The organism is Anaerovibrio lipolyticus LB2005 (assembly GCF_000621545.1).
GTDB lineage: Bacteria > Bacillota > Negativicutes > Selenomonadales > Selenomonadaceae > Anaerovibrio > Anaerovibrio lipolyticus_A.
This window is the reverse complement of the sequence record NZ_JHYA01000006.1, coordinates 102160-125492: the sequence shown is the minus strand read 5'-3', so window position 1 is coordinate 125492 and position 23333 is coordinate 102160. Positions and strand designations below refer to the sequence as shown.

Below are 23333 nucleotides of genomic sequence, written 5' to 3'. Positions count from 1 at the left end.
AACATATCATCACCTATTTCTCAGCCATTGGCTTAAACGATAAAATACTTTTTCGATAGGGGGACGACGCTCAATAATAATCGTGCCGGTACAGAAGCTTCCAGCAGTTATTGGCTTGTGTTCTCCCACAGAAGAAGTCCACAAATACCCTGATTCAGAGCCAGGATCCTTTACCAAATCGAATATTACTTCCATTACGGCACCCTGCTGTGCCTGAAGAATAGCTTGTACCAGCTGTTCATTATTTAATGTGGACTGCATGGTCTGGGCAGATACAGGATACTGGGAAACAGAACGAACCGTTCCCAAAAGGCTTCCACTTTGGGAAATATCCACACCACCAGGAGCAATCTGAATTGTCTGGCCTGGCTTTACACTTTTACCCTTATTTACAGATACATACATGATGCCGCTTAATTCATTGCGTCCATCATCATTCCGCACTGTAATAATTGGAGAGCCGGTACCAATAACAGCACCCTCCTGCACCATTATTTCATCCACTGTACCACTGCGTGTGGAATAAACATATTCCGTTGTTTCCTTCTGATAACGACGTGAATCAAATTCATGGACCTTGTTTTTAGCGTCACGATTACTGGAAGCCAGTTCAGGATTGTACTGGGCCATACGGGTTGCCGCCGTTTCCTGAGGCAGCTCTATATGGGCTATCATGGCTCCCTTTTTTATTTTTTCTCCGGGATGTACATAAACCTTATCTATCTTGCCTCCGGCTACAGAAGACACCTTTGAAACACCAGAGGAATCCATAATCATGCCTACGCCCTCTGCCTTGACGGTGAAGGAACCAAATATTGACCATATCACAACAGCCACCATCATAACGGCCACTGCAGCAAGGCCCATCCAGCCTATAGGACTGGTTATAGGCAACACAGTATCCAGCTGTTCCGGGGAACGCAGCTTATCCAATGCTTCCTTGCTAAAAATACCTTTATTTTCGCTACCCCATTGTTTTTCAGCCATATTATTCCCCTCCCTCCGGTCTGATATTTACCTTCATTCCATCACTAAGGCCATCTACACTGCCTACGACTACAGCATCGCCTTCTGAAAGGCCTGATAATATCTCTATGTATACTCCATCATCACAACCGCTTTTAATAGAACGCAAATGAACGATGCCGTCTGCATCCACCACATATACCTTGTCATTGGATTTGTCCACCATGGCATCCAATGGCACAGTAAGACAATGATAATCCTTATATGTATACATAGTTACGCCTGTATATGTCATAGGCTCAAGTATTCTGACACGGTTATCTACTTCCCAAACTGTACGTCTGATGGCTGCCGGCTCCGACAATGGAGGTACTATTTCCTTCAGAACGCCAATTATTTCCGTATTACCACCCAAATTGCCTGCACCAAAATCAGTGTCATAGGCCTTGCCCATGGACCAATGATCAGGGAATCTTAAATAAGCCCTATCTCCAACGTTAAAATGATATATTTCACTGTCAGCAAGATTTACCGAAAAATTAAGATAATCAAAGTTGCCTACCAATGCCACAGGAGTTCCGGCCTGCACATAAGAACCTGTCTGCTGATATACAAGAAGTACATCCCCATCAACAGGAGCCTTTACATTTAGCCAATCCTGTTGAACATACAGCTGATTTCTTTGAGCTTCAGCCTCCTGCAAGGCCTCCCTGGCAGCAAGATACTGGGCTTCAGATGCTTCATATTTTTCCTGTGAAGTAGCTTGTTTCTTCATAAGACGCCCTTGACGCTGGTATGCACTATAGGCCTGAGCCAGCTGTGCCTCCGCACGGCTAACTGTGCTGGAAGACTGCTGGATTTTCAGAGGAATTTGTTCATTAATCAATGACACCAGAATATCACCCTTATGTACAGGAGCATTTTTTTCCACCAGCCAGTTAGTAATACGGCCATCCGTAAGTGCTATGGCATCAGCCATATTATCAGAGCTAAAACGTACTGCCGGAAGAGAAACTGTAGGATGTATATCCCTATACTCAGCCTTGGCAGTGGATAGCTGTATAACACGGTTATCCATTCTATTGGCAATCTGGTTTTCGTCGCTATAATTCAGCCAGGCACCATAGCCCACCAAACCAATGGCCAGAACCATAATAACGGCTATACCTATATAAAAATATCTTTTCATATTCTCGTGTCCTTTCTATTTTTAGCAGTATCTCATAATTCAACAATATATATATGAAATAAGGTGATATATCTTTCATCAAAATTAACCTATAATTTTACATTATACTATCTTATCTTATTTTCTACAAAAATAACGTATTTCCTTTAAATAAAAAGCCAGTCAGCAAAAGTTTATTTTTGCTGACTGGCATTATGAACACATAGTATTTTATTTTTTATCCGGTATAATCTGTAGCTCTCCCTTGCCGTTGCTGACTCTCATACCAGGAGCAACGGAGCTGGTTATAAAGCAGTTACCGCTAATAATACACCCATCCCCTATAACCGTTTCCCCTCCAAGGATGGAGGCGTTGGAGTATATAGTAACGTCATTGCCAATAGTAGGATGGCGTCGCCGGCCACGAAGGCTCTGCCCGCCTCTGGTGGACAGGCCACCAAGGGTAACCCCCTGATAGAGCTTTACTCTGTCACCAATAACGGTGGTTTCACCTATTACCACACCCGTTCCATGGTCGATGAAAAAATACTCTCCTATCTGGGCTCCGGGATGGATATCTACCCCTGTACGACTGTGGGCATGCTCTGTCATGATTCGTGGAATCATGGGAACCTCCAGCTTGTACAACACATGGGCTATACGGTTTACCATAATGGCATAAAAGCCAGGATAGGAAAAAATAATCTCGTCAAAGCTGGTAGCCGCCGGGTCTCCGTCATAGCCTGCCTGAATATCCTTCTTTAACAGCTGACGAATCTCCGGAAGGGCATCCACGAATATTCCAACTATGGCCTCGGCGTGGTCCCGTCTCATTTCATCATTTTTGCTGCTATACTCCGGATGCTGCTGAAGGGAGACCATAACCTGATCTGTTAAACACTTAACCACATTGGAAAGTCTGGTACCCATTTCATATTTTAATGAATATGTGCCAGGAGTTTTCTCATTTGCAAAATGTGCTGGAAAAAGAATAGCCACAAGATTATCCAAAATACCGATAATGGCATCCCTGTCCAGCTGCAAATGCTCAAATAGCTTGCTGGCAGAATGGGATTCAACCACATCAGCAAATATATCATTTGTAACACCCTGTATCTTTTCCTCCATTATTGCCATTGACATGAAAAACCTCTCCAAACACTACACTAATTTTTAAACAATCTTGGAACCGTCGTATACTTCGCCGCCTACATCTGGTCCCAGACCATACTTTTCCGCCCACTCTGACTTATATTTTACTGCCTGGGCATGAATGGCCTTAAAACCATTCTCATCCAAGGTCTTCTTTACCTTCGCTGGGCAACCTACTACCAAGGAATTTGGTGGAATAATAGTCCCCTTGGTAACCAACGCACCGGCACCAACAATGGAGCCACGGCCTATTACAGCACCGTCAAGAATGGTGGCACCCATACCAATAAGGCAATAATCCTCAATGGTGCAGGCATGAAGGGTAACGCTGTGTCCAACGGTTACATAATCCCCCACGATACAGGCGTAGTCGTCAGCCACGTGAAGACAGGAATTATCCTGGATATTGCTGTAGCGGCCCACAACAACCTTGTTTACATCACCACGAAGAGTAGCATTTGGCCAAACACTGGCGTATTCCTTTAATTCCACATCACCCACCAAGGTGGCGGTGCTGAAGGAATATGCCTTTTTGTCGATAACCGGATATCTTCCCTCAAACTCATAAATATAATGCTTGGCATCTTGCTCACGAATCTTAATATACTCCATTTTCTTATACCTCATTCATAAAACATAAAACATAAAACACGAACTACAAATTTCTTTTAAGTATACAGCTTTTGTAGGTTTTTATCAATAATTATTCAAACAAAGGTTTACAAGCCGCAGACAGCTTATCCTTCTTAGCCTGTGCCTCTGCCAAATCCATGCCTAATGTTGTAAAGTATGCCTTAATCTTAGGCTCAGTGCCTGAAGGTCTTACCACGATGGTTGCTCCGTCCTCCAATGTATAGATAAGCACGTTAGCAGATGGAAGTCCTGTTTCCTCTGTCTTTTTGTAATCAATGGCCTTGGTTACCTTCAGTCCTGCAAATTCAGCCGGTGGATTGTCACGAAGGCCCTGCATAATGCCAGCCATCTTATCCATTCCGCTGAGGCCTGGGAACTCAAAGCTGTCAATCTTGTTGTAATAACGGCCATACTTGGCATAAATTTCCTCAAGACGTGCCTTTATGCTGGAGCCGATACTTCTGTAGTATGCAGCCATTTCACAGATAAGCATGGAAGCCACAACTGCATCCTTGTCACGAACATAGGAACCGGACAGATAACCATAGCTTTCCTCAAAGCCAAAGATGAAACGCTCCTCCTGACCTGCTTCCTCCAAATGGAGAATCTGGTCACCAATCCACTTAAAGCCAGTGAGTACCTTTCTAAGCTCTACACCGTAATTCTTGGCAACAGCATCTGCCAGTGGTGTGGACACCAAGGACATTACTGCCACTGGGTCCTTTGGCATGGTGCCCTTTTCAATGCGACCAGCACAGATATAATCAAGGAGCAAAACTCCCATCTCATTTCCGGATACCAGCTCGTATGAACCATCTGGACACTTCATGGCAATACCAACACGGTCTGCATCCGGGTCAGTGGCCAGCATAAGATCTGCATCACACTTTTCTGCCAGCTTCAAGCCAGCCTCCAGAGCATCATAAATCTCTGGGTTTGGATAACTGCAGGTGGTAAAGTATCCATTTGGATATTCCTGTTCCGGCACAATGGTGATATCATTGATGCCGATATCCTTCAGCACCTGGGTAACCGGAACCAGACCAGAACCATTTAATGGACTATAAACCAGCTTTAAGCCACTTGTCTTTGCCAAGCCCGGACGAACCTGTCTGGACTCAATGGCATCATAAAAGGCCTTTTTGCAGCTATCATCCACAAAGCGAATAAGGCCATCCTCAACGCCCTGGGCAAAGGACATGGTCTTGGCCCCTGTGAGAACATCAGTCTTTTGTATTTCATCGTATACAATAGCAGCTGCATCATCAGTCATCTGACAGCCGTCAGGACCATACGCCTTATAGCCGTTATATTTGGATGGGTTGTGAGATGCAGTCACCATAATTCCCGCATTGCACTTGTAATATCTGGTAGCAAAGGATAATGCAGGCACCGGCATAGCAGCATCATAAATGCGAACCTTAATACCATTGGCTGCCAATACTCCTGCAGCTGTCTTGGAAAAAACATCACTCTTAAGGCGGGTATCAAAGCTGATGGCTACAGTCTGGCTGCCCCCCTGCTTCTTTACCCAGTTGGCAAGGCCCTGAGTAGCCTGTCTTACAACGTAAATATTCATGCGGTTTGTACCGGCACCCAGTACGCCACGAAGTCCCGCAGTACCAAATTTAAGGGATACAGCGAAGCGATCCTTGATTTCCTCATCATTTCCCTCAACCTTTGCCAATTCAGGATATAAATCGCAATCTTCAAGGTCAAAGGACATCCAACGCTTATATTCATTCTGATACATAACAAAACCCCTCCGTTTTCCAAAAATTATCTTACCCTTTACACTTCGATAATAAACCTTCAAAATCCTTTATTTATCTGGAAAAAAGTTATTTTTCCCCAACTGGGCCGAAATAAGTCAGTGCCAGCATAGTAATATCATCAGACTGTTCTGCATCTCCAACAAAGGCTGCCACAGACTTGCCAATTTCCTCCAAAAGTGATTGAGGTTCATCAGCATTTTTAGAGCAATTAAGCTGAGACAGCAGTCTTTCCTCACCATATAGCTCATCTTTATTATTCATGGCCTCAGTAACGCCATCTGTATACAGGAACAAACTATCACCTGACTTTAGGATAGTGGACTGACTTACATAGGAAATATTCTTTCTGCCTGCCAGAACAAAATTTGATTCAACATCAAGATAACGGAAAGCTCCCTTTTCCTTTTCGTAAATCAACGATGGATTATGCCCACCATTAACGAATTCAAAAAGACCTGTCCTTATATCCAAAATACCAATGAAAGCAGTTACGAACATTCTGGCAGTATTATCCTCCTTTAGCTGGTTATTTGCATGGGTCACAAGATCGGCTAATGTCATATTTTTACCTGTAAGAAGCAAATTCTTTAATATAGTTTTTGATATGGCCATAAACATGGCCGCTCCGACTCCTTTACCAGACACATCCGCAATAGTTACTGCCAGACGGTGTTCATCCACCATATAGAAATCGTAGAAATCGCCTCCCACCTCCTTGGCTGATTCCATAGATGCATACAGGCTAAATTCAGTATGCTCCGGGAATGGTGGGAATTTATGTGGCAATACACCCATTTGTATATCCTGGGCCAGAGTCAGCTCAGTAGCTATGCGCTCCTTTTCTGCTGTCTCAGACACAAGGGTATCCATGTAACCTTCCAGTTCCTCAGTCATAATATTAAAACAATTTGCCAGTTCCTCAATTTCATCTCCGGAATTTATTTTCACACGCTTCTTAAACATATTATTGGCATTATTTTTATCTCCATCCGGTAAGTCTCCATAAGCATTCAATGTACCAATTACAACATGCTTGGTCATATCACGAACACCATCAGTCAACTTTTGAATTGATGCAACAAATTTTCCAGACACCTTTCGTCCGACATGAATAACAAAACAAAGCAGAAGGATAATAGAAAATACCTCAATAATAATTATTAAATCTAACTGTCTCTCCAAATCCTCTATCTTATCATTTGTAAGCTGTTCAATATTTTCCCGATTTTTTTCTACCGGGGCAATTACATCATCCTTGGCAAAGACCGTAGCAAAGCTCCATCCAGTACTTTGAATTGGCGTATAAGCAACAAAGTATTCCTCATCATCTATTACCGCCATTTGGACCCCACTATAGCCCAGACACATTTCCCGGGCAGTATAGGCTAAGCTTTGGCTATTGGATTGACGGATATCGTCCTTCATATCAACTGCCAGCTCCAGTTCATCCCCTGCCTCATAAGCCCTGCTTTGGGATGACAAAACCACCTTTCCCTGATTGTTCAGGGCAAAATAGAAACCCGAATTTGGAAGATATATGTCCTTGGTAATATTTCGAAGCTTTTCCATAGAAACTTCCATGGAAGCAGCACTTTCGTCTCCCATACAAAGGCGAATAATTTTGGCATTGTAAGTGGATATGTATAAAAGCTCCTCTTCCCTTTGTTGAACTAAAAGCTCGGTGCTGTCAAGATAGGAAATATCTCCAAGACGCCGGCCCATTTCCTCCGCCTGATACAGGGCGGAAATAAGGCCGTAAAAAGCGATCATTCCCAGAACCACAATAATCAAAAGATTACTGCCAATAAGAATGCGTATCATCTTATGCAAAATACTATTCTCTTTTTCACCTGACAAATAGCTAAAAATATCTTTCATATCGATGATACTCCATCTAAATAATCTATCATTTTACCCCATGTATTCATGACGGAATTTGATTAAGAAAACGATGGCCACCACTGTAGAAACCACCTCAGCAAAGGTCTGGGAAAACCACAGTCCATCAACACCGAAAAGAAGTGGCAGGCCAAAAATGGCAACGGATTGCAACACAAATGTACGCATAAAAGCTATAGCTGCTGAAACCTTACCATTACCCAATCCAGTAAAGTATGCCGACGCATATTCATTGAAGCCTTGTAATATAAAGGCAAAAGCAAACATCCTAAGGGCATATATTCCCAAAGCACATAACTCAGCATCATAGCCTAAATAGATTTCTGCCACAAATGGGGCAAAGCATTGAGCTGTACCAAACATCACTATACCACAGCCCAAATTAAGCTTAATGCCATTTTTCAACAGGCTCTGCAGCTCCTGATAATTTTGCGCACCTGCATGATAACCCACTACAGAGGCAGCCTCCATAGCCAGTCCATAAAAGATAGCGGCAAAAATACCCTCAACAAAAAGAACCGTTCCGTAGGCAGCAACACCATCTTCACCAATAAATCGCATAAGCTGCATATTGTAAAAGATAAAAATTAATGCAGTGGAAACGTTGGTCACCATTTCTGAGGAACCATTCCCCATGGCCCCCAGCAATGGTCCAATCTCCCAGCCACTCTTAACCAGCCGCAACGGACTGGTATTTTCCCGCATAAAATAGATAAGAGGCAAAATACCGTTAAGACACATACCTATGGCTGTAGCCAGTGCTGCTCCAGTCATGCCCCAGCCAAAAATCACGATAAACAGCCAGTCGAAAAAAATATTTGACAACATGTTTATCAGGGAAAAATACAAGCCAAACTGGGGCTTTTCAGCAGTAATTAATAGGCTTTGAAAGGCATAGCTAAGAATTGCTATTGGCATAAATACTAACAGGACACGACCGTAAGGCAATCCATAGGCCATCATATCCTCTGTAGCCCCTAGCCAACCAGACACTGTAGGTAATGCAAACAAGCCAACAGCTCCAAGAAAAATTCCAGCACCAAAGGCTGCCTTGATAATCATGGTAAAGTAACGGTTGGCCCGATCTCTATCCCCCTTGCCCAACTCGGCGGCAATAAGGGCGCTGCCACCAACTCCGAACATCATCCCCACGGCCATAATCGCCAACAAATATGGATAAATAATATTTATGGCAGCAAAGGCTGTCTTACCAATATAATTGGACACGAAATAGCCATCAATAAGATCATAGGTTGTAGAAACCAGAATCATACCAATGGTGGGCAACGCAAACAAAACAAGTTTGCCACATGTAAAATGATCTGACAGTTTTATATTCATAAATTATCCTCACAACGAACAATCCCTTCCAGTATTTCTACGTAGAGATTGTGGAAATCTTCCATTTGCGTCGGGTCAAACAGCCCCTTTGCATATTCCATTTCAGAATCAAAGCCTCCATCCCCATGCTCATTTTCCAAAAGCTCCAGCTCCAAACGGGCACCGGCAGCGGAAAAATCATTATTAAGTTCAATCAGGGTTGGCTTTAACACATCCAGTTCATCACCATTGATTCCCAGCTGAAGATTTACCTCAATACAATCATTGACAAATGCTTCATAGTTCCCAGCCATAAAATCATAGGAGCTATGGGCAATTCCTTCCGCCACCTGCTCCTTTACTGAAAGAAGGAAGTCAGACATGGATGTATATTCTTCCATCCGGGCAGCCGCCGGTAAATTCTTTATCATCATACCCACGGCATTTTGGGCCTCCACAGCCAAACGATTATTGAAAATCCAGTTTACCATAACATGCTGTTTGCCCGTAAAGCGGGACAGGGTCAAAAGAGCCGCTCCAATGGCCATAACTGAGTGGCTTACACCCCAGAAGCTCTCAGCTTTTTTCACATCATCTGCTGTAAACTCAAGTCTTTTATCCATATCAGCCTGATCGATATGGTCACGATCTACCAGCATCTGGGCCTCCACCGATTCATCAGGCATATTACACCAAACCTCATCTCCATATCGGGACTCAAACCAAGCCCTATCCTCTTCAAAACTCCCCTGCTTCATCCGCTGTATTTCTTCACTGCGAAGGGCAAAGTAATAATCAGGAGGCAGCTCACGATCAAAGTATGCATTTACAATATCCGCCAGCAGCACACCAAGGGAATCACCGTCCATCAACATGTGGTGAATATCCATAAACAGATATCCATGGGACGGCGAACGGAATACCTTCACGCGACACAGACAGGCATCTAATATTTTATCAAATGGCATCACCAATACATCCGGCAGCATTGGTACAGTTTCTTCGTTAATATCCTGAACCTCAATCTCCTCCAAAAGACCTGGCACGTACTGCTGCACCAGCTCCCGGTTCTCGTCAAAACGGAATACCGAGGAAAGGGCAGGATGATTGTTAATTGCCCGATTAACTGCTTTACATAATCGATGAATATTAACCTCATCCGGCTCAAATTGAACAAGAAAATGCATATTGCTCCACATAGTGGCATCTGGACGGAAAAGCTGTACATCCAAGATTTGGGTTTGCAGCGGTGTTAATGCCAATGGCCGTTTCCGGGCCTCCATTTCCCGATCCTCGATACTGCCCATTTTCATGCGTTCAATGGCAATAGCAGCAATTTGTCTAGGGGTACGCTTCTGGAAAATATCTGCGGCAATCAGTCCCGAAATATCTGCGTTGGCCAAAGCCACCATGGCACTAAGTGAATCGCCACCCAAATCAAAGAAATCATCCAAAGCACCCACCTTGTCCTCCGGCAATTTAAGAGCCAAAGCAAAGGCATGGCAAAGAGCCCTTTCCACATCTGTGGCAGGTGGCTCATATTGGGCCCTGAAGGCTGATAAATCCGGCTCTGGCAGTGCTCTCCTGTTCACCTTTCCATTTGGTGTCAACGGCATAGCCTCCAAATGGACAAACAAATTAGGTACCATGTATTCAGGGAGTTTAGCGCCAAGATGGTTCTTAAGGTCATTATCATCCACGTCCTTAACCGCAGTATAATAGCCCACCAGATATTCACCAGTCCCCTTTTTCAGGACAGAAACAGCCCCTGAATTAATGGCAGGATATTCCATCAATACCTTTTCTATTTCATCCAGTTCAATTCGGAAGCCACGCAGCTTTATCTGATTATCAATACGGCCAAATACCCGGATTTTTCCTTCATCGGTCCATGCCGCCAAATCACCGCTACGATATGCCCGTACCCCATCATGGGTAAAGAAGGACGCCGCCGTCTTGTCAGGCAAATTAATATAGCCGCGACCAACCTGCTGACCGCAAATCATCAACTCGCCACGTATGCCAACTGGCAATGGATTGCCAAAGGAATCAGCTATATAAAACTGGGTATTGGCTATAGGCGTACCAACAGTAACCACCTTGCTTTCCACCATTTCCTCGGCGGCACAGCCCATGGTGGCCTCTGTAGGTCCATATACGTTTAAAATCACGCTGTCCTGCCGTAAATCACGTAATTTCTGGTAAAGCCCAGCCGGGAAGGCTTCAGCACCAACATCATAAAAGGTTATCTGCTTCAAGGCTTCCATTGTTTCCGGTATTGCCAAAAGTCCCAACAAATAGGTTGGTGTACAGGTAATACCATTTACCCTATTATCCGAAATCAGCTGTGCCAACTGGCTTGGGGTATGAATTTCCTCCTCGGTGGCAATAACTACAGAACAGCCATTACACAATGGAACGAACTCCTCCACAATGGACACATCGAAGGAGAAGGAAGCCAAAGCTAAGGCAATACGTCCCGGCTTTGTATAATGCATTATTTCCGGAGATTTTTCATTGCAATGAACGTAGTTTGCAATATTTTTATGTTCAATCATTACGCCCTTTGGCTTGCCAGTGGTACCAGATGTATAAATACAATATGCCAAATTATCAGCGCTAACCTCTGGCAGAGTGTTTTCTGTCCTCTCTTGATTAATGAGCCTCTCCAAGGACAAAACCTTACAATGCTCCTGCAGGGCAGACCGCTCAGCCAGCAGCTCCTTTGATGTAAGCAAAATAGGAATACTGCCATCTTCCAGACAAAACTCAATTCGTTCGTCTGGATACTCTGGAATAAATGGCACAAATGCCCCTCCAGCTTTTAATATACCGATTTCAGCCACATAGGTCCAAACCTCACGATCAAAGAGAACACCTACCAGAGTTTCCATAGCCACCCCTTCCTGTAAAAGGGAATAGGCCACCTTGTCCGAAAGCTCATCCAATTCTTTATAGGTCAAGGTCTTCCCAGCAGCAATAACCGCTACTTTATCCGGCGTTTTTTGGGCCTGACGACGAATCTGCTCCTGCACAGGAACAAAATCCATAGCCACATCTGTATCATTAAAGACTGCTAATTTTTTCTCGTCCTCATCTGTAAGAAGGGAAATATCACCAATAAATTCCTCTTTTAAAAGCCCCTCAGCCACAGTGAATAAATCCTGGGCAAACCGCTTCACAAAGGCTGGTGAAAACCGCTCATTACGATATTCAATGGTCATGTTATAACGACCATCGGTAGAAAAGAACTGAATAGAAAAGCACCCAGTTACCATTCCGGTATGGTAATGCTCCAGGAAGTAGGAATCACCGCAAATGAGATTACCACCATCAGCATCACTGTTACCCTGTCCACCGCCCATGTTATCAGTAAACAAATCCCCTTGATAAATGAACTCCACATCCTCATTTACAGGACAATGCTTCAGCACCTCATCAAAGGAATAAATATCGTTACCCATACTGGTGACGATTTGCCGTCCAATATTTTTTAAATAATCAACTACGGAAATATTTTCTGTAAAATCACCATAAACAGGAATTCGTTTTATGAGAGTACCAATAGTTGTATCCATTCCAGCCCGGGCCCGGCCATTATATACACTGGAAAAAGAAACCTGTTTACACGTAAGGTATTTGGACAAAAGTAATGCCATGGCCCCCATGAAGAAGCTGCCTTCGGAAAGCTGGTAACGATTACAAAAGTCCTTAACTCGTTCTGTTGTAATTGTTTCCGGTATATAACGAATATTCTCGCTTACTCCCGGGGTAAGGGTACCCTCCCGATCTCCCGCCAACGATGGCACTTCATCCATTTTAGCAAACAGATTTTGATAATAAGCCTCAGCCTTTTCATGAGCACCGCCCTGCATAAGGGCTTCCTCGTACATCCCCACCTGCTGTATAGTGTAATCCTCCTGTAAAAATTCTATATCACTGGAGGAAGCAAGGGCACGATTCAATTCACTAATAAGCAGACTTAAGGAGGTGGCATCAAAGAAAATAAGATGACTCTTTAAGGCCAAATAACATCTTTCGGGAGTACGATAAACAGCAAAATAAAATAGCAGTTCATCTGTCATAGGTACCACTGGCATAAATTCCTGAATAAACTCAAGGCGTTTATCCTCACTACCGTCTATTACAGGAACCTTAACTAAGGCCTCAGGGACCATATACATGTGGGGAATACCATCCTTCCCCGCCCGAATTATGTATTTCATAGAAGGATGGGCCGCCACAACGTCGTTTACGGCCGTTACCAGCTGCTCAGCCGTCACCCTGGCATCTGCCACCATCAAATAGGATAAGGTGTAAGTGGAATTATTACCACCTGTTAAGCCTTCCAGATAAATACCCATCTGGGTTTTGGTCAAAGGATAAAAATCCCGGTCCATTTGTGGCTTTTCCAGATTATTATTATCAGAATTTTCCTGTATGTAAGCAGCAAGAGCCCGTGGGGTTGGATAAGAGGCCACATCGTTGAAGGACAAGCTGGCATCATCCAGCTTAGCTACCAACATGGCCACAGAAAGAGAGGTTCCACCCATATTAAAGAAATCTGCAAGCACACTGACACGTGGTAACTCCAAAACCTCGGCAAAGGCGGTACAAATTCTTTCCTCCAGCTCATTCTGTGGAGGCTCATATACCTCCTCCTCCACTGGTGGCTCCATATTTTTCAGGGCCAAATAATCCACCTTATTACGTTCATTTCGTGGAAGCTCATCCAAGTGTACAAAATAATCCGGTACCATATATTCTGGCAAAATGGCCTTGACATGATTCCGTAACTCATTGCTTTCCACCTTGTCGCCCATATAATAGCATGCCAATTTGTCGCCACCATGAATCCGCAGGGTAATGCAAGCGGCCTCCTTGACTCCATTGGCCCTTTGTACTGTTAATTCAACTTCACCAAGCTCTACACGGTACCCCCTCAGCTTTACCATGTGATCCTTTCTCCCATGGAACAAAAGGTTTCCCAACTCATCATAGGCCATGTAATCCCCTGTGTGAAACAGGCGACCAGCACCAAATGGATTATCCGTAAACTTGGCAGCCGTTTCCTGTGGCATATTGTTATATCCAAATGCCAGCCAAGGACTTTCCACACAAAGCTCTCCCAGAACTCCAGACTTCTGAATCAGCTCACCATCATCAGATAACAGATATGCCTTGACACCATTGCCAGGTTTTCCCAGCATACGGGAATCCTCCTGAGATATTCTATGAAGAAGAATGGCTGCACATTCACTGGAGCCATATACCTCAAGTATATTGCCATCCATGGTATACTTCGCCTTCGCCTTTTCTCCTCCCAAGACAACGTAATCTAGTGGCAAACGACCATACAGCTCCCTCATTACATAGAACATCTGAGGTGGCAAAAACATACCGGTAATATGGCGCTTTTGAATAATTTTATACAGCATTTCCGCATTCATCCGCTCCGTTGAGCTGGCAATGTACACGCAGCCTCCTACCATGAGCGGAGGATAAAGATCTACAAAGGAGGCAATAAAGGTCATTCCTGCCATACAACAGGTCACATCTTTGTCAGAAAAAACATGGTACCCCTCCACAGTATGGAACCACATGGAAAAAAAGGTCTGCCGATGTACAACACCTTTTGGCTTACCAGTAGAACCGGAAGTAAAGAGAACTAATCCTTCCTTGTCGGCAGCAGATAAATTTATTGTCTCATCTACCTCAAGGGAACTTTCCTCAGCAAATATATCCTCAATTGTCAAAACAGGAATATTAGTGACCTTCTCAGATAAGTGTTTTATTGAAACACAGGCCACGCAGCCTGCATCCTCCAACACCGAATGTACCCTCTCTGCTGGATAATCCTCCTCTAAAGGTACTACTGCACCTCCGGCCCGAAGTATGCCCAATACGGCCGTTAAGTAAACCCGGGTACGAGGCAGCAAAACACCTACGCGCATTCCATTTTCTTTACCTTTAAAACTATCAAGTAAACGAGCAGCTAAAATAGCTGACTTATGATTAAGACAGCCGTATGTATCAGTGCCATAACAGTCCATCACTGCAGCCTTGTCTGGATGTGCTGATGCTTGAGCCAAGAATTCATTCACTAATAATTTCATTTGCTTTTCTCCCATAGGTATAAACAATCAATCTACAATGTTCATAAATTTATTGAAGCCCGTCAATTTGAGAACATCCATAATAAATGGTGATACATTTAATAATTTCATTTCACCACCTGCATCATCCATAATATTCTGAGCCGTAAGTATAACTCTAAGACCAGCTGATGACACATAGGTCAACTCTTTAAGGTCCAGGGTCAAATCATTGACATCTGACAGCTCCTCATCAACAACCTTACTCAAGTCCTTAGCTTCCAGTACCGACAGCTTTCCTATAAGAGTCAAAGTAAGGGCGGACCCATTTTTTTCTTTTTTTATCTCCATAATGCATTCCATCCTTTCAAAATATGTATTTTATTTAATATTTCGTCGCCTTTTCCTCTATTCCTGCAAAAGAAAAAGCAATATACAAACCGAAGTCCGTATATTGCTTATTAATAAATTAATATTTTATTTTTAATACTCGGTTAAGTAATTCATCTGCCAGCTTGTGCTTAGTCATGATTGGAAGCTCTTCAATGGCGCCATTCCTGTACAGCAGCTTAACCACATTTGTGTCGGTATTAAAGCCGGCATCCTTGCGGGACACATCATTGGCCACAATCATATCAAGATTTTTCTTTTCCAGCTTGGCCTTGGCATATTCCAAAAGATTCTGAGTTTCAGCAGCAAAGCCCACCAAAATCTGGCCAGCTCTCTTTTTCTCCCCCAGCTCCTTTAATATATCAGGATTCTTTTCAAGAACAAGGGTCAGCTCCTCATCATTCTTCTTTATCTTTTGGTCGGAAACATTGCGGACACGATAATCCGCCACAGCTGCAGCCTTTATGACCATATCTGCTTCAGAGAAATGCTCCATCACAGCATCACGCATCTCAGCTGCCGATTCCACACCGATAAACTCCACGCCCTCAGGTGGCGTAAGTGCGGAAGGACCAGATACCAAAATAACCTCGGCTCCACGTTTTTTGGCGGCCTCGGCAATAGCATAGCCCATCTTACCGCTGGAACGGTTGCCAATATATCGTACAGGATCAATAGGCTCATAAGTCCCTGCAGCAGTAACCAAAACCTTTATGCCCAGCATATCTGCTGCAAAGGCCATAGTAAAGCGTACAAAATCCAAGATATCAGCCGGTTCAGGCATTCGCCCCACACCGTCTGTGCCACAAGCCAGGTGTCCGGACTCAGGGGGAATAAAATTCCAGCCGCTTTCAATCAAAACATCAATGTTTTTTTGAGTAAGCTGGTTTTCATACATATTGCTGTTCATGGCAGGAGCAAAGAATATAGGTGCCTTGGTGGCCAGCAGGGTGGTGGTCAACATATCGTCAGCCATCCCTATTGCACATTTGGCAATAAAATTAGCAGTGGCAGGAGCCACAATTACCAAATCTGCCAAATTTGCCAAAGCAATATGCTCCACATTATGATTGGTTACTTCGCCCCACATGGTTGTGGTTACAGAATTCCCCGTAATCTCCCTGAACGTCAGGGGCGTAACAAAATTCTGGGCACCCTTGGTCATAATAACATGAACATTGGCACCCGCTTTACGGAGCCTGCTGGCAAGATCCACAGATTTATAAGCTGCTATACCACCAGTAACTCCCAGTATAACATTCTTGTCTTTTAGCATAGTCTATTCCTTATGACAACACAAAATGACGTTACTTGTTAAATCTTATTTAGTAGTATTGCGCAGACGCTTATAAGTAATCTTACCCTCGTAAATTTCCTCCAAAGCATTGGTTACATCTCTGGTGGAGGTGCGCTCAGCAGTCACAGCATGGGAACCATCCATAATATCGCGGGCGCGCTTTGCAGCCAGGGAAACGAGTGTGTAACGGCTGTCAACCTTTGGTAATACCTGATCTAAAGATGGGGTTACAATATCCATTATAAAATCTCCTTCCGGTTCTTTAACTTATCCAAAATTTCAATATTTAAATCAGTGCGATGTCTTTCTGCCTCGATAATATTGGTGATTTCCTCAGCAGCAATATCCACTGTTTTATTAACTACCACATATCTGTACTGACGACCAATCTCAATTTCAGCAATAGCTGAACCAAGGCGTCGCTTCAAGCTTTCATCGTCTTCGGTACCTCGACCGCAAAGGCGGTTTTTCAGCTCCTCCAGAGAAGGAGGTACAAGGAAAATAAACAGCCCATCAGGACATTTTTCCTTTACATTCATGGCCCCCTGGGTATCTATTTCCAAAATAATATCGATGCCCTTGGCCCTCTGCTCCTCTATGTGCTTAAGAGGGGTTCCGTAATAATTGCCATACACATTGGCCCATTCCAGAAGCTCCCCGTTGTTTATCATAGCAACGAATTCTTCCTTGGTGTGGAAGTAATAATTTACACCATCCTGCTCCCCTGGGCGGGCAGCTCTGGTGGTGGCTGATACGGAATAGGCGATATCAGGATTCTTCTTGCGAACTACCTCGCACACTGTTCCCTTGCCTGTCCCGGATGGTCCTGAAATAACAATCAGCAGACCTTTACGCATTAGCTTTTATCCTCCTCGTCAAATCGGTGTGACATGGTATCCGGCTGTACTGCAGACAATATCACATGACCACTGTCCATAATAATAACGGCTCTGGTCCTGCGGCCATAAGTGGCGTCCACAAGCTGCCCCCTGTCCCTGGCTTCCTGCATAACCCGCTTAATAGGAGCAGATTCGGGACTTACCATGGCTATCACCCTATTGGCAGATACGATATTACCAAATCCAATATTTATAAGCTTTATATTCATAAAAAGCCACAACCTTACTCAATGTTCTGAATCTGTTCACGAATCTTCTCGATTTCGCATTTTACATCAACAGCTATCTGGGCGGCACCAGTAGAATTGGCCTTTGAAGCCACAGTGTTGATTTCCCGGTTCATCTCCTGTATTAAGAAATCCAGCTTACGGCCAACTGGCTCGTTGGACTTAATGATGGTTCTGAACTGGTCAAAATGGCTATGGAGGCGAACAACCTCCTCGGTGTAATTCACCTTGTCTGTATATAATGCAGTTTCCTGAATGATGCGATTTTCATCAATATCCTCTTTTGCCAGATACTGCTCCAAAAGGGTCTCCAGCTTCTGGCGATAAGCAGCCACAATCTCAGGAGCCAGCTTCTCCAGCTGGGAAACGTAGTCCTCCAGTGTATCAATACGGGCCAGCAAATCGGCTTGGATATTCTCTCCCTCATGCTCACGCATAGCCACAAGATTTTTCATGGCCTCCTCGACAGCTGAAAGGATAGCAGGACCTGCCTCATCCAGATCATTAGCATCGTCGTCCACCTTCAGTACATCAGGAAAACGGGCAATATCCATGGCAGAATATGGTCTATCAGTACCAATCTGGCTGTTTATATCCTTAAGTGCCTGACTGTAGGCATTAACCAATCCCTTGTCAACTATAATAGAAACAGCCTTTTCACGCAAATCACGGAAGCTGACATTGATATCCAGCTTGCCACGGGAGGCATATTCCTTAATTTTCTTGGTAATATCACCCTCGAAACGGGCCAAGGTGTGATGCATGTGGAAATTTATTTCCAAATACCGCTGATTAACGGTTTTTATTTCAACATGAGCCTTGAAGGAATCATTTTCGAAATCGCCGGCGCCAAAGCCGGTCATACTCTTTATCATTGTATACTCCTAAAAATTAAAATGGTTTCAACCCAGCCTTAAATATCTGCGACCCCGGTAAAGACCTCTTCTGCTGGGCCAGTCATATAGAGATGATTATTGTCAGCCCACTCCACCTGAAGCCTGCCACCATCCAGCTGGATTTCTGCCTTGCGGTCAGCAAGACCGTTTAATACAGCAGCCGTAAGGGTTGCACAGGAACCAGTACCACAGGCCAAGGTCACAGCTGCACCGCGCTCCCAAACCCTCATGCGAAGGTGGGACTTATCCTTTACCTCTACAAATTCAGTATTGGTCTTTCGTGGGAATTTTTCATGGGACTCAAAAAGAGGACCATATTCATAAATTGGGAAGCCCTCTGCGTCCTCAACGAATACCACACAATGAGGATTGCCCATGGATACACAGGTCATCTTGAATTCCTTGTCCTTGACAGTAATGGACTCACTGATAACCCGGTTCATGCCAAAGCCCTGAACTGGAATATTATCCCCCTCAAGAATCGGCTCACCCATGTCCACCTGAACCTGGCTCACACGGCCATTTTTCAAAATCATCTTCGGAACCAGAATCCCTGCACCAGTTTCCACGGTGAATTCCTCTTTGGACACAATACCCTTTTCATAAACATAGCGGGCAAAGCAACGGATACCATTGCCACACATTTCAGCCTCACTGCCATCAGCGTTGATAATACGCATGCAAATATCGGCCTTATCCGAAGGAAGCACCAGCAAAATACCATCGGCACCTATACCATAATGGCGGTCACACAGAGCCTTGGCTGCACCGATATAGTCCAGCTTCGGCTCCTTCAAACAATCAATTAAAACAAAATCATTACCAGTGCCCTGAAGCTTGGTAAAATTAAATTTCATTATCTATTCCTCCCCAACTTACATAGGAGTTTGCAGTCTACACATCAATATATTTTATCATATTTTTTGGTATTGTAAATATATCACAGCATCAAAAGCTGGTTATACACCTGCTCCAGCTCTGCCATATCAAGGCCGCCGTCAAGGGCCTTGATATTTGTTTCCAGACGCTCCTTAAGACGTTTGCTGAAACGCTGGCAAACCTTGTCATAGAGGCCCTGAAGGGCTTCTGTCTCCTGTTTTAAGAGCTTGGCTTTTTCCTGGGCCAGATAATCATCCGCCATCTTGGACAGTATAACCTCCATTTCCTCAGCCATTATCTTGGAGGCACCCTCCTCGAAGAAATCCTTTGGATTCTTGTATATGGAAAGCGGCTTGGAGAAGCTGTCACGGCCCACACCCACAAATGCCTGCTGGAAGTTAAGCTGATTTTCATAGCTGTATTCCTTAACGGACAGGGTAAATTCATTGCTTATCTGGGCAAGGCGCTGATTGATATGCTCCTGAAATTTTAACAGGGAATTTTTGATGTAGTTATCTGTTCTGAGGCTGGTGGCTCTAAGCTCCTGGGCCAAATCAAAGCCAATGCTTTCAAGAAGCTGGTCAAGAGCCTCCTTTAGCTGCTCATTGGAATTGTCCCCGGATTTCAAAGTGGCCGGATTAAAGGACTCACGGAAGAAATCAAGATATCTTAGGAAAACTCTCTGCTTAACATAATAAATAAGCTCGGAGGCCTCCTGCTCAAGTCCCTTAACCAGCTCTGTGTTACTTAAATCTTCAAGTAATTGGCCAATCTCCTGCTGGAACCCCTTTAATTTAGCCAACCGCTTCGACCTTTGAGAACTGTCACTTTTGCTAATATTTATAAGATCACGGATACGCTCCACTGCTTTATCAAATTCCTGACGGGCGGCAGAAAGAGCTATATCATTTAAGTCATTGACAACAAAATTATAAAAGGCATTTTCAAATTCTGTTGGCGTGGTGTTGCCAGCTTCCCTTTCCTCCAGTACCTCCTGAGAAGAAAGAGCAAAGAGCTGAGGCTTTGACACACCATAGGATTTCAGCTGCTTGCGGACATAATTTACCACGTGGTCTGCCTCATCCTGATCCTCTGCCAGGTCAATAGCATTAACTATAAAGAACATTTTATCCAGCTGGAAGGAATCCTTTACGCGGCCCATCTGAATTATAAATTCCCTGTCTGCCTTGCCAAAGGCATGGTTGTAGTAGGTTACATAAAGCACCACATCAGATTGGCGGATAAAGTTAAAGGATATGTTGGTGTGACGGGCGTTAATGGAATCAGCACCCGGGGTATCCACAAGAGTTATGCCCTTGGATGTCAGCGGACAATCGTAATACACCTTAATCCAATCCACAAAGCAGGACTTATCCTCCTGGGCGGCATATTCCCCAAAGCCCTTTAAATCGCTGGCAAATACCTCTCCCAGCTTCCCTTCCACAGCCTCAAAGCCAGATATAAAGGCCCGTAAGAAGGATTTTTCCTTCTGATGTGTGTTGCCCCCCCTATTCATGGCCTCCTTGGCTAAGGCTATCGCATCATGTAAGCTTGCCGGAGACATATTAAATGGCTTAAAGGCCCTTAATAAGTCATCCAGCAGCATTTTCTCTGATTTCAGCTTAATATCTACTGTACCATGAGGATGACCTTCATCCACTGGTAAAATCATATTAATTGCTGCAGTGGTTGGATTTGGGGATACAGGCAATAATCTTTCACCAAGCAAAGAATTGGCAAAGGAAGACTTGCCCGCACTAAAGGCACCAAATAGGGTTACTAAGAAGCCTTTATTATTAAGGCGTTCAGCCCTATCCTGAAGCTCCTGGGCCATCTGCCCTACTCCCGGTATTTTCCCAATAAGCTCAGCACTTTTATGGAGCTTTACAGACATCTCCTTTAATTTTTCAGTACCGGAAGCAGTGAAAATATCAAGGTGCTTAGAGGCTTTACTATTAAGGTCGTGAGGAATTTTTGTGTCTACAATGGCCCTATCACTTATGTCTGCCTTATCCATATCAGCCTTATTTATTAAGGAATCTTTAGAATCTAAAGCTGCTTCCGGGGCTACTATTTCCTCATCTGGTATTTCTACTCGTGAAATTTCAACAATATCTTCCTCGGTTTCCACCATGTCTTCGTGGGAAAGCATATCTCCCAGTTCTTTTGTAAGGCGGGACATTTCAGCATCCAATGAATCCAGTACGCACCACGCCTTATGATATTCCCCCAGCTCTGCCATACGGGAGTTGATAATCTCAATACGCTGAGCTCTATGATTATTTAAAAGCTCAGCAAATGTATTTTTTATATCCCCTGCTTTGCTGCGGGCCACATTTTTTATACCCTCCGCAAAGTTTAAGGTATAGTTCATTACATAGCTGCCGTCCTGAGTGAGCTTTGCCCCAGAGCGCATGGCCTCAGTAAGAAGCCCCTCTGGTGGAAGAATTTCCATGGATTGGATTTTATCCTGCAGCTCCTTGTTATTAACATTATGCTGACGGACAAAATCCAGCAAAAATGTCTTTAAATGCCACTCTATCTGGGTCTTTGCCTTTTCAGAGGCATCCTCAAAGAAAACCTGCTTTCTGCGCTCCATCTCTGCCTCGGTTTTCTTGCCACGACCAAAGAAGCCCACCTTAAAAGAAGGCTGACAGGCCTCCAGATAATCCCTGGCCAAATCCCGGGTAGAGGTTGGCATAAGATAAGCATTATCCAAAATTTTGGCAATTCCCGCCTTATATGTTTCCTCCCAATCCTCATTGAGTATACTCTGCTCACGGGAAAGACTGTCATATTCATTACGCATAAGCTGGTGCTTTTCAGCCGCCATTCCCTCAAGGATTGCCCCAGCTTCCTTTTTCTGTAAATCAAAATCCCTTTCAGTAGCCTTAATATATTCCGTAATAATTCTATTTAAAGAAGCATAAATAGAAGCTTCGAGATTGTCATTGCGGTGAGCAATCTTGTCATCCAAAAGTGCCATCAGCTCCTCATATTGGTTGTGGGCAGCATCAGGATATTTGGCAGAAATAAAATAAACGCCCTTGGCCTTTACCCCCCAGCCTTCAAAGGCCTTATACACAGAATTTTTGAAGGTATCAAAGGACAATTCCTTTTCACGGTGCTTATCTATCTGATTAATAACCAGATATACCTCCTTGCCGGCCTTGGTCAGATCACGGGTAAAGGAGAAATTCAGCTCTGACTGAACGTGATTGTAGTCCATGACATAGAAAATTATATCCGCCAAATGAATAGCATCCTCTGTAACCATACGATGAGCGTCATCAGCAGAATCAATGCCTGGAGTATCCATGATCTCCACACATTCCGGAATATGGAGGTTGGAATAGCTAAGCTCTATACAGGAAACAGCATCGCCATCACGACAATAGCTCTTAACAAGCTCGTAGTCGTAGGGGGCCAGATATTTACGGGGCTTTCCCTTGCTGAAAAACACCCGGGCATAGTCCTCACCCTTATACACCTTTACCAAATTGGCTGAGGTGGGTATAGGGCTGGATGGAAGTATATTATCTCCTAAAAATGAATTTATGAGTCTGGATTTACCAGCAGAAAAATGCCCCGCAAAAGCAATACCATATTTCTTGTCAGTTAGCTTTTGGGCCAGATGGCGTACATGGTTCATATTGCGGGTATGATTTATTTTTTTAAAATATTCATAAGCTGCTGTTAGCTTATTTTCCAATAATTCTTTATTCATAATTGCTCCA

16 protein-coding genes are annotated in these 23333 nt (G+C 44.0%); all 16 read right to left on the bottom strand.

What is annotated here, in order from left to right:
• Positions 1-9: 9 nt before the first annotated feature.
• The 16 genes from T355_RS0107250 to T355_RS0107175 all read right to left on the bottom strand — a co-directional run bounded on the left by T355_RS0107250 (position 10) and on the right by T355_RS0107175 (position 23323).
• On the bottom strand, positions 10-987 hold the full coding sequence (locus tag T355_RS0107250) for an HlyD family efflux transporter periplasmic adaptor subunit (protein ID WP_027397182.1): 978 nt from the start codon (positions 985-987) through the stop codon (positions 10-12).
• Position 988: 1 nt separating this feature from the next.
• Positions 989-2155 carry an efflux RND transporter periplasmic adaptor subunit gene (locus tag T355_RS0107245; protein ID WP_027397181.1) on the bottom strand — a complete coding sequence of 389 codons (1167 nt, stop codon included), beginning with the start codon at positions 2153-2155 and terminating at the stop codon, positions 989-991.
• Positions 2156-2365: 210 nt separating this feature from the next.
• Positions 2366-3277 carry a serine O-acetyltransferase gene (locus T355_RS0107240; RefSeq protein WP_231483003.1) on the bottom strand — a complete coding sequence of 304 codons (912 nt, stop codon included), beginning with the start codon at positions 3275-3277 and terminating at the stop codon, positions 2366-2368.
• Positions 3278-3307: 30 nt separating this feature from the next.
• Positions 3308-3898 carry a gamma carbonic anhydrase family protein gene (locus tag T355_RS0107235; RefSeq protein WP_051555449.1) on the bottom strand — a complete coding sequence of 197 codons (591 nt, stop codon included), beginning with the start codon at positions 3896-3898 and terminating at the stop codon, positions 3308-3310.
• Positions 3899-3989: 91 nt separating this feature from the next.
• Positions 3990-5672, bottom strand: coding sequence for a phospho-sugar mutase (locus T355_RS0107230; protein ID WP_027397178.1), 1683 nt, complete (start codon positions 5670-5672; stop codon positions 3990-3992).
• An 88-nt stretch (positions 5673-5760) separates the two neighbouring features.
• Entirely contained in the window at positions 5761-7572 is a 1812-nt protein-coding gene (locus T355_RS14750) for a SpoIIE family protein phosphatase (RefSeq protein WP_051555448.1), read from the bottom strand.
• Positions 7573-7605: 33 nt separating this feature from the next.
• Positions 7606-8934, bottom strand: a complete 1329-nt coding sequence (locus T355_RS0107220) for an MATE family efflux transporter (RefSeq protein WP_027397177.1) — start codon at positions 8932-8934, stop codon at positions 7606-7608.
• Positions 8931-15029, bottom strand: coding sequence for a non-ribosomal peptide synthetase (locus tag T355_RS0107215; protein ID WP_027397176.1), 6099 nt, complete (start codon positions 15027-15029; stop codon positions 8931-8933). Before T355_RS0107215 ends, T355_RS0107220 begins: the two co-directional genes overlap by 4 nt.
• Positions 15030-15056: 27 nt before the next feature.
• Positions 15057-15359 carry an STAS domain-containing protein gene (locus T355_RS0107210; RefSeq protein WP_027397175.1) on the bottom strand — a complete coding sequence of 101 codons (303 nt, stop codon included), beginning with the start codon at positions 15357-15359 and terminating at the stop codon, positions 15057-15059.
• A 118-nt stretch (positions 15360-15477) separates the two neighbouring features.
• Positions 15478-16674 (bottom strand): bifunctional phosphopantothenoylcysteine decarboxylase/phosphopantothenate--cysteine ligase CoaBC, encoded by a 1197-nt coding sequence (coaBC, locus tag T355_RS0107205; protein ID WP_027397174.1) that lies wholly within the window; start codon positions 16672-16674, stop codon positions 15478-15480.
• Positions 16675-16719: 45 nt separating this feature from the next.
• A complete protein-coding gene (rpoZ, locus tag T355_RS0107200) occupies positions 16720-16935 on the bottom strand; it encodes a DNA-directed RNA polymerase subunit omega (RefSeq protein ID WP_027397173.1) in 216 nt (71 codons plus the stop codon).
• Positions 16935-17552 carry a guanylate kinase gene (gene gmk, locus T355_RS0107195; protein WP_027397172.1) on the bottom strand — a complete coding sequence of 206 codons (618 nt, stop codon included), beginning with the start codon at positions 17550-17552 and terminating at the stop codon, positions 16935-16937. Before gmk ends, rpoZ begins: the two co-directional genes overlap by 1 nt.
• Positions 17552-17803 (bottom strand): extracellular matrix/biofilm regulator RemA, encoded by a 252-nt coding sequence (gene remA, locus T355_RS0107190; protein ID WP_027397171.1) that lies wholly within the window; start codon positions 17801-17803, stop codon positions 17552-17554. Before remA ends, gmk begins: the two co-directional genes overlap by 1 nt.
• A 14-nt stretch (positions 17804-17817) precedes the next feature.
• Complete coding sequence (locus T355_RS0107185) at positions 17818-18696, bottom strand: YicC/YloC family endoribonuclease (RefSeq protein ID WP_027397170.1); 879 nt, start codon at positions 18694-18696, stop codon at positions 17818-17820.
• 38 nt (positions 18697-18734) lie between these two features.
• A complete protein-coding gene (dapF, locus tag T355_RS0107180; protein WP_027397169.1) occupies positions 18735-19574 on the bottom strand; it encodes a diaminopimelate epimerase in 840 nt (279 codons plus the stop codon).
• 83 nt (positions 19575-19657) lie between these two features.
• Positions 19658-23323 (bottom strand): dynamin family protein, encoded by a 3666-nt coding sequence (locus T355_RS0107175; protein WP_037329984.1) that lies wholly within the window; start codon positions 23321-23323, stop codon positions 19658-19660.
• Positions 23324-23333: the final 10 nt, after the last annotated feature.

Bases quoted from the DNA above. Each gene is read 5' to 3' on its own strand.
- T355_RS0107250 (WP_027397182.1), bottom strand. From the start codon at position 987: ATGGCTGAAAAACAATGGGGTAGCGAAAATAAAGGTATTTTTAGCAAG.
- T355_RS0107245 (WP_027397181.1), bottom strand. From the start codon at position 2,155: ATGAAAAGATATTTTTATATAGGTATAGCCGTTATTATGGTTCTGGCC.
- T355_RS0107240 (WP_231483003.1), bottom strand. From the start codon at position 3,277: ATGTCAATGGCAATAATGGAGGAAAAGATACAGGGTGTTACAAATGAT.
- T355_RS0107235 (WP_051555449.1), bottom strand. From the start codon at position 3,898: ATGGAGTATATTAAGATTCGTGAGCAAGATGCCAAGCATTATATTTAT.
- T355_RS0107230 (WP_027397178.1), bottom strand. From the start codon at position 5,672: ATGTATCAGAATGAATATAAGCGTTGGATGTCCTTTGACCTTGAAGAT.
- T355_RS14750 (WP_051555448.1), bottom strand. From the start codon at position 7,572: ATGAAAGATATTTTTAGCTATTTGTCAGGTGAAAAAGAGAATAGTATT.
- T355_RS0107220 (WP_027397177.1), bottom strand. From the start codon at position 8,934: ATGAATATAAAACTGTCAGATCATTTTACATGTGGCAAACTTGTTTTG.
- T355_RS0107215 (WP_027397176.1), bottom strand. From the start codon at position 15,029: ATGAAATTATTAGTGAATGAATTCTTGGCTCAAGCATCAGCACATCCA.
- T355_RS0107210 (WP_027397175.1), bottom strand. From the start codon at position 15,359: ATGGAGATAAAAAAAGAAAAAAATGGGTCCGCCCTTACTTTGACTCTT.
- coaBC (WP_027397174.1), bottom strand. From the start codon at position 16,674: ATGCTAAAAGACAAGAATGTTATACTGGGAGTTACTGGTGGTATAGCA.
- rpoZ (WP_027397173.1), bottom strand. From the start codon at position 16,935: ATGGATATTGTAACCCCATCTTTAGATCAGGTATTACCAAAGGTTGAC.
- gmk (WP_027397172.1), bottom strand. From the start codon at position 17,552: ATGCGTAAAGGTCTGCTGATTGTTATTTCAGGACCATCCGGGACAGGC.
- remA (WP_027397171.1), bottom strand. From the start codon at position 17,803: ATGAATATAAAGCTTATAAATATTGGATTTGGTAATATCGTATCTGCC.
- T355_RS0107185 (WP_027397170.1), bottom strand. From the start codon at position 18,696: ATGATAAAGAGTATGACCGGCTTTGGCGCCGGCGATTTCGAAAATGAT.
- dapF (WP_027397169.1), bottom strand. From the start codon at position 19,574: ATGAAATTTAATTTTACCAAGCTTCAGGGCACTGGTAATGATTTTGTT.
- T355_RS0107175 (WP_037329984.1), bottom strand. From the start codon at position 23,323: ATGAATAAAGAATTATTGGAAAATAAGCTAACAGCAGCTTATGAATAT.